The following is a 10493-nucleotide window of genomic DNA, read 5'->3' on the forward strand; positions in this document are numbered from 1 at the left end:
GAATATTTACAAAGATTTAAGGAAGGATGAGGTATCATTTATGGAGATGTATACTGGCAAATCAATATTTAAAGGAATTGCAATTGGAAAGATATTGTTCTACCAGAAGGGAGAACAACCTGTAAAACGTGTGAAAATAGAAGATACTGCAGAGCAGATCAAACGATATGAGGATGCACGTGCAAAGGCAGCAGAGCAGTTACAGGGACTGTATGAAAAAGCGTTAAAAGAAGTCGGCGAAGCAAACGCAGCTGTATTTGAAGTACACCAGATGATGCTGGAGGATGATGATTATATCGATTCTGTTGTAAATATCATCGAGACACAGCAGGTAAATGCTGAATTTGCCGTTGCTACAACAGGCGATAACTTTGCAAAAATGTTTGCGGAGATGGAAGACGATTATTTCAAAGCAAGAGCTGCAGATGTAAAAGATATTTCCGAACGTATGGTAAATATCTTAAGTGGGAACGAAAGCGGTGGAGCTATCGGTGATGAACCAGTGATCGTTGTGGCAGAAGACCTTGCACCGAGTGAGAGTGTCCAGATGGACAAAGAGAAACTTCTTGCATTCGTAACCAGACTTGGATCTGCAAACTCACATACTGCAATCCTTGCAAGAACCATGAACATTCCGGCATTGATCGAAGTAGATATCAAGGAAGAATGGAATGGAAAGATGGCAGTCGTAGACGGCTACACAGGAACATTCTACATTGATCCGGACGAAGATATCTTAAAGAAAATGCAGGAAAAGAAAGAAGAAGACATCAAAGCAAGAGAACTTCTTCAGGAATTAAAGGGAAAAGAAGACGTAACTGTAGATGGAAAACACATCAAATTATATGCAAATATCGGTGGCGTAAAAGACGTTGCAAGCGTACTTGCCAATGATGCAGCCGGAATCGGTCTGTTCAGAAGTGAGTTCTTATATCTGGAAGCAGATAACTATCCGAATGAAGAAGCACAGTTCCAGGCATACAAGACGGTTGCAGAGAACATGGCAGGAAAGAAAGTAATCGTGCGTACACTGGATATCGGTGCAGACAAGCAGGTAGATTACTTCAACCTTGACCATGAAGAGAACCCAGCTATGGGATACCGTGCGATCCGTATCTGTCTGGACAGAAGAGATATCTTCCGTACACAGCTTCGCGCACTTCTCCGTGCAAGCGCATATGGTAACATTGGAATTATGTACCCGATGATCATCTCTGTAGATGAAGTAAAAGAGATCAAGAAGATCGTAGAGTCTATCAAGGCAGAACTGACAGAAAAAGGAATCGAGTATGGTGAAGTTGAACAGGGTATCATGATCGAGACACCGGCAGCAGTGATGATCAGTGATCTTCTGGCAGAAGAGGTAGACTTCTTCAGTATCGGAACAAATGACCTGACCCAGTATACACTGGCGATTGACAGACAGAACAGTAAGCTTGACAACATTTACGATGCACATCATCCGGCAGTGCTCCGCATGATTCAGAAGACGATCGAAAACGGACACAAAGCAGGATGCTGGGTTGGTATCTGCGGAGAACTTGGAGCAGATATGACTCTGACAGAGACATTCCTTAAGATGGGAATCGATGAATTGTCTGTATCTCCGACATTTGTTCTTCCAATCAGAAAACTGATCCGTGAGATGAGCACAAAATAATGGTTGCATAGACGGATATGCCGTACTATAATATAAGACGAAAGAAGATTCTTCGGGGCAGGGTGTGATTCCCAACCGGCGGTAAAGTCCGCGAACTGGTCATTTGAAGAATTTCTGGTCAGAGATATCTGAACAGATGTTATCAATGTGATGATCAGCCGATCTGGTGAGATTCCGGAACCGACAGTAAAGTCTGGATGAGAGAAGGATGATACGATATTTACAGGATTATCAGAATGATATGATTGCCCCGTTGCCCTTTGGGTGGCGGGGTTTTTGCTTGCTATGTGAATATTGTATGGTTCAAAATTAAGAAGTTTCTTCCTTTAGAATATAATTCGGTTTAAAGGAGAAAGAAAGATGAGTACAAAAGTAATGACAAGACAAAATGAAAAGAACAGAAACAAAATCAGGACAATGGCACAGATTGGTATGTTATCGGCAATCGCAACAGTATTGATGTTGTTCGAAATTCCGCTTCCGTTCGCTCCGTCCTTCTATGAGATAGATTTCAGCGAAGTACCGATTCTGATCGGAAGTTTTGCAATGGGACCACTCGCCGGAGCGGCAATAGAACTTATCAAGATCTTACTGAACTTTGCAATCAACGGAACTATGACAGCGGGAGTCGGAGAAATTGCAAACTTCCTGATTGGCTGTTCACTGGTTGTGCCGGCCGCATTGATCTACCATAAGAAACATACCAGAACCGGAGCAGTAGCCGGAATGGCAGCGGGAACCGTATTCATGACAGTAGTCGGATGTTTTCTGAATGCCTTCGTATTACTACCGGCATATGCCAAAGCATTCGGTATGCCGATCGACGGCCTGGTTGGAATGGGAACTGCCGTAAACAAACATATCACAGACCTTAAGACTTTCGTGATACTGGCAGTCGGACCATTCAATCTGCTGAAAGGTATACTGGTATCTTTGATCGTGTTCCTGGTTTATAAAAAAATCAGTCCGATATTGAAGATGAATGCGTAGGGGTGTTTCATTTATTATGGTGGCTTACCCCGGGCCTGAAAAAAGTATAGCAGGGATTGCTGTGCTGATTCGATCATGGGGAACATCTAAAGTAAAAAAATCGACCTAAAAGCAGCCGGTCAAAAATCATAACTCGCTGATCGCTCAGACAAATGATTTTTGACCGGCTAACGGCCGATTTTTTTACTTAAGAAGTTCCAACCATGATTTCATATGCACAGCAATCCCTGCTATACTTTTTTTCAGTCACGTTTTCGCATGCCATAAAAAATAAAACAGAGGAACCGTAACCGTTGTGATGCCGAAAGTTTGCTTACAAAACCCGTTACCAACATAACCTGCAAGCAACAGGTTCTTACGAACATATGGCAACAAAAAAGCCAGAAAACCAAGGGCCTTCACCACAACTTCCCGGTTACACACAAAAGTTACAGTCCCTCTATTGAATTCATTATCATTGGCCAGTTACAACTTCTTCATCGTGGAATCTTAGCCAAAAACAGAATACCAACGCTTTCTAAAGGACCGAGAGGCCACGATGATGAACTAAATAGAAAACTTATTCAGCCGGACAAATCTCCACCCAATACCCATCCGGATCATTAATAAAATAAATACCCATCTCCGGATTCTCAAAACAGACGCAATTCATCTCTTTATGGAATGCCAGTGCCGCGTCCATATCATCTGTCTGCATTGCCAGATGAATCTCATTGTCTCCGAGATCATAAGGTCTGTCCATATCGCGCAGCCATGTGAGCTCTAATTTGTGCGGGGTGGTATCATCACCCATGAATACCAGCTTGAAGCTTCCGTCGGCAGCTTCTGTCTCTTTTGTAATCTTAAGTCCAAGTGCTTTCTTGTAGAATTCGATAGACTTGTCAAGATCAGCAACGTTAATGTTATTGTGATAAAATGTGAATTTCATACGTTTTCCTCCATTATTGATAAAAATTAATATATTTAAGCTGTTATCAGAAAGTATATCATGAGTAGCAGAAGAAAAAAAGATGTGTTATACTTAAAGATACTGAATACAGTGATTTCAAAAATGGAAAGGGAGAGCTTATGATAATAGAGACAAACAGTGAGAAAGAGACTTGGGATCTGGGATTTAGTCTGGGTGAAAAAGCCTGTGCAGGACAGGTGTATACATTGGTGGGAGATCTGGGTGTCGGGAAGACGATATTTACCAAAGGTCTTGCCAAAGGACTGGGGATAGATGAACCGGTCAGCAGTCCTACATTTACCATTGTGCAGATCTATGATGAAGGAAGAATTCCCTTTTATCATTTTGATGTGTACCGAATCGGTGATGTGGAAGAGATGGATGAGATTGGCTATGAAGATTACATTTACGGAGAGGGCGTCAGCCTGATCGAGTGGGCTAATCTGATTGAAGAGATATTACCGGAACATTACACAGAGATTAAGATAGAAAAGGATCTGGAAAAAGGATTCGATTACCGGAGGATTACAATATGCGAATATTAGCATTAGACAGCTCAGGACTGGTCGCCAGTGTAGCTGTAGTAGAAGACGGGGCAGTGGATGACCAGGTCATTGCCGAATATACAGTCAATTATAAGAAGACACATTCACAGACATTACTTCCGATGCTGGACGAGATCGTGAAGATGACAGAACTGGATCTGCATACCGTAGATGCGATAGCAGTAGCCGGGGGGCCGGGATCATTTACGGGACTTCGTATCGGTTCCGCAACGGCCAAGGGACTTGGACTTGCGCTTGAGAAACCGCTGATCCATATTCCGACACTGGAGGGACTTGCTTACAATCTGTGCGGAATCGCAGATGTTGTATGTCCGATCATGGATGCAAGACGCGGGCAGGTGTATGCGGGAATCTATGAATTTGACGGACAAAAGCTTCACATACTGGAAGACCAGATGGCAGTTCCGATAGAAGAACTGGGAGAAAAGCTGAAAAAATATTTAAAAGAAGGAAGAAGAGTAACCTTCCTTGGCGACGGGGTTCCTGTGCACAAGACAAAGATTAAAGAAGAGATCCTGCCGGGAGAAGCTGTTACATTTGCGCCGGCAAATATGAACCGGCAGAGAGCTGCATCCGTAGGAACACTGGGAATGCAGTATTATAAAGAAGGAAAGATCGAAACTGCAATGGAGCATGAACCGGATTATCTCCGTGTGTCTCCGGCAGAAAGAGAACGGAAGGAGAGACTGGGAAATGTATAGATTTCAGTGTGATTATACAGAAGGTGCCCATCCTGCAATTATGCAGCGGATGGTAGAGACAAATATGGAACAGACCGACGGATATGGACTGGATCCATACTGCGACAGTGCAAGACAGAAGATTAAGGATCTGTGTGAATGTCAGGATGCAGATGTGCATTTCCTGGTAGGCGGAACACAGACCAATACAACTGTGATCAGTGCGGCACTCCGTCCTTATCAGGGTGCAGTTGCAGCAGTAAGCGGACACATTAATGTGCATGAGACCGGAGCAATTGAAGCAACCGGACATAAAGTACTGCCGCTTCCAAGTGGAGACGGAAAGATCAGTGCCGTACAGGTAGACGAAATGTGTCATGCTCATTTTACAGATGGAAGTCAGGAGCATATGGTGCAGCCGGGAATGGTATATATTTCCCACCCTACAGAGAATGGAACACTGTATACAAAGAAAGAATTAATGGATCTGTATGAAGTGTGCAAGAAATATGACATGTTACTCTTCCTTGATGGAGCACGTCTTGGATATGGACTGATGGCAGAGACCAATGATATTACACTTACAGATCTTGCAAAATATACAGACGTATTCTATATCGGTGGAACCAAGGTAGGAGCATTATTTGGTGAAGCTGTTGTGATCACGAATGAGGCATTAAAGAAGGATTTTCGCTACATGATCAAGCAGAATGGCGGAATGCTGGCAAAGGGCCGTCTTCTTGGCGTCCAGTTTGATACACTGTTTACAGATGACCTTTATTTTAAGATATCTGCACATGCAGATGAACTGGCAATGAAGCTTAAGAAGGCATTTCAGAAAAAAGGATATGGCCTGCGTTACGATTCCTATACGAATCAGCAGTTCCCGATCCTGCCGGATAGCCATATTGAGAAATTAAAAGAAAAATATGTGTTTGAATTCTGGGAGAAGGTATCGGATGCAGAAAGTGCGGTCAGATTCTGTACAAGCTGGGCAACAAAGCCGGAAGTGGTGGAAGAACTGATCAGAGACATTGAGGCATGTTAGAAAAGATATGTAAGGCAGAACTGTCGGATCTTCAGGATATTGCTGCGTTGGAAAGTGAAATATTCTTCGATGCATGGAGCCTGAAAAGTCTGGAAGAGACATGGAATCAGAAGAATGCAGTGATATTTGCAGCAAAGACAGAGGAGAAAATCGCAGGCTATCTCATTATCTATTACGTATTAGATGAAGGCGAGATCGCAAGAATCGCAACAGCTCCTTCTATGCGCAGACAAGGGGCTGCCGGACAAATGTTCCAGGAACTTGTGGCGTTTTGTGAGGAACAGCAGATAACAAGAATCATGTTGGAAGTAAGAGAAGGCAACGAAGCCGCCAGAAGATTTTATGAGAAATGTGGATTCACAGAAGATGGAATCCGTAAAAACTATTACGAGAATCCACAGGAAAATGCCATTTTGATGTCAAAGAATCTATAGGAAACAATGGTAATTCTTACAGCACTTTCCACTGGTCAGCATACAGATGGAAAGCTATAATATAGGCGTAACCGAGAGAACAAAAAGATAGAGAGTAATGAAAAGAGAACAATGTAACAGCAGAACAGCACCGGTAAAAACGGTGCCGGAATTACAGGAGGAACGGTATGCGCCAGTTTGAAGAACAGACAAAAAAAGTAAAAGAAGTTACAAGTATCGTATGTAATAAATGCGGCAGAGTGATTCCGGTGATAGAAGGGGTTCCCCAGGAAGATGTGCTGAGCGTGGACAAGCGATGGGGATATTTTTCTGACAAAGATAACCGGATGGATCATTTTGACCTTTGTGAAGCCTGTTATGATGAACTGACGGGCAGTTTTAAGATTAAACTGGAAGAAGAATAGAGGAAAATTATGTTAGATGTATGTTTGTTAGGAACCGGAGGGATGATGCCATTGCCATACAGGTGGCTTACATCCCTGATGGTGCGCTATAATGGAAGCAGCCTGTTGATCGACTGCGGAGAGGGAACGCAGATTGCAATCAAAGAAAAAGGCTGGAGTTTTAAACCGATCGACGTGATCTGCTTTACGCATTATCACGGGGATCATATCAGCGGACTTCCGGGCCTGCTTCTTACAATGGGAAATGCAGACCGTACCAAACCGCTTACATTAATCGGGCCAAAAGGGCTGGAACGGGTAGTAAATGCCCTGCGCGTGATCGCACCGGAGCTGCCGTTCCAGATTAAATATATGGAACTTACGGAAACCGAGCAGACATTCGAATTGAATGGCTACCGGTTAAAAGCATTTCGTGTGAATCACAACGTAACCTGTTATGGTTATACAATGGAGATCGACCGTGCAGGAAAATTCGATGTGGAAAGGGCGAAAGCGTCAAATATCCCACAGGAATACTGGGGACTTTTGCAAAAAGGTGAAACAATAGAGACTAAGAGGCACGTATATACACCGAATATGGTACTCGGGCCGGCAAGAAAGGGAATCAAGCTTACGTATACCACAGACACGAGACCGACGGAATCTATTAAGCAGAATGCAAAGCATTCCGATCTCTTCATCTGTGAAGGAATGTATGGCGAAAAGGATAAGCAGAAGAAGGCCAAAGAATATAAGCATATGACATTCTATGAAGCAGCACAGCTTGCAAAAGAAGCAGAAGTAAAAGAAATGTGGCTGACACATTATAGCCCGTCACTGACAAAACCAGAGGAATATATGGACGATGTCAAGGCAATATTCCCAAATTCAATCGCAGCAAAAGATAAGCGCTCGGTAGAACTGGTATTTGAAGATTAGGAGGGAAAATATGAGCGAGACAAAAGATGTATTAATACTGGCAATCGAAAGCTCCTGTGATGAGACAGCAGCGGCAGTTGTAAAGAATGGAAGAGAAGTACTGTCCAATGTCATTTCTTCACAGATTGCCCTGCATACATTGTATGGAGGTGTTGTGCCGGAGATTGCATCCAGAAAACATATAGAAAAGATTAATCAGGTCATTGAAGAAGCACTGAAAGAGGCAGAGGTAACACTGGACGATATCGACGCAATCGGTGTAACTTACGGACCGGGACTGGTAGGTGCACTCCTCGTAGGTGTGGCAGAAGCAAAGGCAATCGCATATGCAGCAGGTAAACCGCTGGTCGGAGTACATCATATCGAAGGGCATATCGCAGCCAATTTTATTGAACATAAAGAGTTAGAACCACCATTTTTCTCACTGGTAGTATCCGGAGGACATACCCATCTGGTTCGTGTGAAGGATTATGGAAAATTCGATATCATCGGAAGAACCAGAGATGATGCGGCAGGAGAAGCGTTTGACAAGGTGGCCCGTGCAATCGGACTTGGCTATCCGGGAGGACCGAAGATTGATAAAGTTGCAAAAGAAGGCAATCCGGATTCCATCGCATTTCCACGTGCAAATGTAGAAGACGCACCATATGACTTCAGCTTCAGTGGATTAAAATCCGCCGTTTTGAATTATATTAACGGATGCAAGATGAAGGGCGAAGAATACAACCAGGCAGATATCGCGGCTTCTTTCCAGAAAGCAGTCACCGATGTACTGGTTGCTAAAGCTATGCATGCAGTAGAAGAATATAAAGTAGACAAATTCGCCATCGCAGGCGGCGTAGCATCGAACAGTGCTCTTCGTGCGGCAATGAAAGAAGCATGTGAAAAACGAGGCGTGAAATTCTATTATCCGTCTCCGATTTTCTGTACCGATAATGCGGCTATGATTGGTGTGGCAGCTTATTATGAATATATGAATGGAACCAGAAGCGGATGGGATCTGAATGCAGTTCCGAATCTGAAGCTTGGCGAGCGTTAAAAAGGGAAAAAAGGCAAAATTAAGGCGGGAAAAAGTAAATGAAAAAGAGATGCGTGGCAATCGTACTTTCGGCAGGGCAGGGGAAAAGAATGGGGACATCTATCCAGAAACAGTATATCGAGCTGTGTGGAAAACCCATCATCTGTTACTGTCTGGAAGCATTTGAAAAGTCAGAAATTATTGATGATGTGATCATGGTAGCCGGAGCCGGGCAGGAAGACTATGTGACAGAAGAAATTGTAAATAAATATCATTTTGGAAAAGTGCGCGCAGTAGTTTCGGGCGGTAAAGAACGCTATGACTCTGTCTGGAATGGACTGAAGGCTGTCCGTGACGGTATGGCGGGAGAAGAAGCGAAAGAAGGATATGTCTATATCCATGACGGCGCCAGACCGTTCGTAGACGAAGAGATTATAAAGAGGGCTTATACATGTGTGGAAGAAAACCGTGCATGTGTTGCCGGTATGCCAAGCAAGGATACGGTAAAGATCGTAGATGAAAATCAGTTTGCAGTTACTACACCTGTACGCAAATACGTATGGAATGTTCAGACCCCGCAGGTATTCGAGACAGCTCTTATTACGCAGGCGTATGAGAAGCTGATGCAGCATGACAGGGAAAATGTAACCGATGATGCCATGGTAGTAGAACAGGAGATGCAGATTCCTGTGAAATTATTCGAGGGCTCTTATTGTAATATTAAGATTACGACACCGGAAGATCTGGAAACGGCGAAGGGATTTATTGAACATCAATAATCCTGTGCCGGGATCTGTGAATTGCCATGCATTTGGAAGAATTTGCAGATGGTGGGTTCTGTAGATATCAAAATATGCAATAGAAGCTGCAGATGGCAGGTTCTATGTATAAATAATGAAAAATAAGTGTATTTATAGATGAAAAATACGGGAAAATAAGAAAAATACAAAAAAATAAAAAAAGTTTGAAAAAGGTGTTGACGACAGTGAAAAGCTGTGATAGAATACATCTTGTCGCTGAGGTGATACGGAAGCGGCAGACAAGTAAATAGATGGAGAGGTATCGAAGTGGTCATAACGAGGCGGTCTTGAAAACCGTTTGTCCGAGAGGGCGCGTGGGTTCGAATCCCACCCTCTCCGCTTTATAAAAACTACCAAGTTTATCCTGGTAGTTTTTTATATGTCATAGTATGCAGGAAAAGTTGCTGGTAGCAATTCTGTGTATGCAGGAAAGATATGTTGAGAAAATGATATGCATAACAACGGGTTATGTATAAAACAATCGAGCAGTTTTTATTTGGAGAAATACCCAAGCTGGCCGAAGGGGCTCCCCTGGAAAGGGAGTAGGTCGTTAATAGCGGCGCGAGGGTTCAAATCCCTCTTTCTCCGTTGGGTTGATATATAAGCAGTATGAATAAAAAAGTTTAGAAAAACTTATTGACAAAGTTCGACTACTGTGATATATTAACTGAGTCGTCGCGTTAGACAAGGCCGTGAGGTAACAGAGTCGAAGCAGAAGACGGCGCTAACTGATTGGAGAACAGCAGGTAATGCTGAATGATAATCAGAAATCTTCGGGAGTTGCTCCTGAAAAAAGAATAAAATAACAGTTGACAAACACAACTGATTGTGATATTCTTAATGAGCTGTCGCTTGAGACAAACGAATGTTTGACGAAAGGATAGCAGTCGAACAGCTGAAAAGCTGGTCGAAAAAAGATTAAAAAAGTTCTTGACAAACGTCAATGAATATGATAATCTAAATAAGCTGTTTCAAACAGCAAAGACAAAGAACCTTGATAATTAAACAATAGACAACAACCCTGAA

At 43.1% G+C, this 10493-nt stretch carries 11 protein-coding genes, 2 tRNA genes and 1 riboswitch; of the genes, 12 read left to right on the top strand and 1 reads right to left on the bottom strand.

Going from position 1 to position 10493, the window contains the following annotated elements; all coding sequences use genetic code 11:
- The first annotated feature begins 40 nt into the window (after nucleotides 1-40).
- Together ptsP and NCY30_RS11245 are read left to right on the top strand one after the other, a co-directional pair.
- Nucleotides 41-1660, top strand: coding sequence for a phosphoenolpyruvate--protein phosphotransferase (gene ptsP, locus NCY30_RS11240; RefSeq protein WP_250818749.1), 1620 nt, complete (start codon nucleotides 41-43; stop codon nucleotides 1658-1660).
- A gap of 44 nt (nucleotides 1661-1704) precedes the next feature.
- Nucleotides 1705-1873, top strand: a riboswitch (FMN riboswitch).
- Nucleotides 1874-2020: 147 nt separating this feature from the next.
- A complete protein-coding gene (locus NCY30_RS11245) occupies nucleotides 2021-2650 on the top strand; it encodes an ECF transporter S component (RefSeq protein ID WP_055194493.1) in 630 nt (209 codons plus the stop codon).
- A 559-nt stretch (nucleotides 2651-3209) separates the two neighbouring features.
- On the opposite strand, the gene NCY30_RS11250 is transcribed toward NCY30_RS11245, so the two are convergent.
- The gene (locus NCY30_RS11250) at nucleotides 3210-3578 is read right to left on the bottom strand and encodes a VOC family protein (RefSeq protein WP_006428042.1); all 369 of its coding nucleotides are present in this window, start codon (nucleotides 3576-3578) and stop codon (nucleotides 3210-3212) included.
- A gap of 140 nt (nucleotides 3579-3718) precedes the next feature.
- On the opposite strand from NCY30_RS11250, the gene tsaE reads away from it, so the two are divergent.
- The 10 genes from tsaE to NCY30_RS11300 all read left to right on the top strand — a co-directional run bounded on the left by tsaE (nucleotide 3719) and on the right by NCY30_RS11300 (nucleotide 10055).
- A complete protein-coding gene (gene tsaE / locus NCY30_RS11255; RefSeq protein ID WP_022415050.1) occupies nucleotides 3719-4144 on the top strand; it encodes a tRNA (adenosine(37)-N6)-threonylcarbamoyltransferase complex ATPase subunit type 1 TsaE in 426 nt (141 codons plus the stop codon).
- Entirely contained in the window at nucleotides 4132-4866 is a 735-nt protein-coding gene (gene tsaB / locus NCY30_RS11260) for a tRNA (adenosine(37)-N6)-threonylcarbamoyltransferase complex dimerization subunit type 1 TsaB (RefSeq protein ID WP_250818750.1), read from the top strand. The genes tsaE and tsaB overlap by 13 nt, the downstream gene beginning before the upstream one ends.
- Nucleotides 4859-5893 carry a threonine aldolase family protein gene (locus NCY30_RS11265; RefSeq protein WP_022415048.1) on the top strand — a complete coding sequence of 345 codons (1035 nt, stop codon included), beginning with the start codon at nucleotides 4859-4861 and terminating at the stop codon, nucleotides 5891-5893. The genes tsaB and NCY30_RS11265 overlap by 8 nt, the downstream gene beginning before the upstream one ends.
- On the top strand, nucleotides 5887-6327 hold the full coding sequence (gene rimI, locus NCY30_RS11270; RefSeq protein ID WP_022415047.1) for a ribosomal protein S18-alanine N-acetyltransferase: 441 nt from the start codon (nucleotides 5887-5889) through the stop codon (nucleotides 6325-6327). The genes NCY30_RS11265 and rimI overlap by 7 nt, the downstream gene beginning before the upstream one ends.
- 167 nt (nucleotides 6328-6494) lie before the next feature.
- A complete protein-coding gene (locus tag NCY30_RS11275; protein ID WP_006428037.1) occupies nucleotides 6495-6731 on the top strand; it encodes a hypothetical protein in 237 nt (78 codons plus the stop codon).
- 9 nt (nucleotides 6732-6740) lie between these two features.
- Nucleotides 6741-7649: a ribonuclease Z gene (locus NCY30_RS11280; RefSeq protein WP_161159429.1), complete on the top strand. Its 909-nt coding sequence runs from the start codon at nucleotides 6741-6743 to the stop codon at nucleotides 7647-7649.
- Nucleotides 7650-7659: 10 nt separating this feature from the next.
- A complete protein-coding gene (tsaD, locus tag NCY30_RS11285) occupies nucleotides 7660-8688 on the top strand; it encodes a tRNA (adenosine(37)-N6)-threonylcarbamoyltransferase complex transferase subunit TsaD (RefSeq protein ID WP_161159431.1) in 1029 nt (342 codons plus the stop codon).
- A gap of 38 nt (nucleotides 8689-8726) precedes the next feature.
- Nucleotides 8727-9446, top strand: a complete 720-nt coding sequence (gene ispD / locus NCY30_RS11290) for a 2-C-methyl-D-erythritol 4-phosphate cytidylyltransferase (protein ID WP_055194487.1) — start codon at nucleotides 8727-8729, stop codon at nucleotides 9444-9446.
- Nucleotides 9447-9720: 274 nt separating this feature from the next.
- Nucleotides 9721-9806: transfer RNA gene (locus tag NCY30_RS11295), tRNA-Ser, on the top strand.
- Between the two features lie 159 nt (nucleotides 9807-9965).
- Nucleotides 9966-10055 (top strand) — tRNA-Ser (locus NCY30_RS11300).
- Nucleotides 10056-10493: the final 438 nt, after the last annotated feature.

Source organism: Dorea sp. MB18-49 (assembly GCF_023669465.1).
GTDB classification, from domain to species: Bacteria; Bacillota; Clostridia; order Lachnospirales; family Lachnospiraceae; genus Dorea_A; species Dorea_A longicatena.

Bases quoted from the DNA above. Each gene is read 5' to 3' on its own strand.
- NCY30_RS11275 (WP_006428037.1), top strand. From the start codon at position 6,495: ATGCGCCAGTTTGAAGAACAGACAAAAAAAGTAAAAGAAGTTACAAGT.
- NCY30_RS11245 (WP_055194493.1), top strand. From the start codon at position 2,021: ATGAGTACAAAAGTAATGACAAGACAAAATGAAAAGAACAGAAACAAA.
- tsaD (WP_161159431.1), top strand. From the start codon at position 7,660: ATGAGCGAGACAAAAGATGTATTAATACTGGCAATCGAAAGCTCCTGT.
- NCY30_RS11280 (WP_161159429.1), top strand. From the start codon at position 6,741: ATGTTAGATGTATGTTTGTTAGGAACCGGAGGGATGATGCCATTGCCA.
- NCY30_RS11265 (WP_022415048.1), top strand. From the start codon at position 4,859: ATGTATAGATTTCAGTGTGATTATACAGAAGGTGCCCATCCTGCAATT.
- ispD (WP_055194487.1), top strand. From the start codon at position 8,727: ATGAAAAAGAGATGCGTGGCAATCGTACTTTCGGCAGGGCAGGGGAAA.
- tsaB (WP_250818750.1), top strand. From the start codon at position 4,132: ATGCGAATATTAGCATTAGACAGCTCAGGACTGGTCGCCAGTGTAGCT.
- ptsP (WP_250818749.1), top strand. From the start codon at position 41: ATGGAGATGTATACTGGCAAATCAATATTTAAAGGAATTGCAATTGGA.
- NCY30_RS11250 (WP_006428042.1), bottom strand. From the start codon at position 3,578: ATGAAATTCACATTTTATCACAATAACATTAACGTTGCTGATCTTGAC.
- tsaE (WP_022415050.1), top strand. From the start codon at position 3,719: ATGATAATAGAGACAAACAGTGAGAAAGAGACTTGGGATCTGGGATTT.
- rimI (WP_022415047.1), top strand. From the start codon at position 5,887: ATGTTAGAAAAGATATGTAAGGCAGAACTGTCGGATCTTCAGGATATT.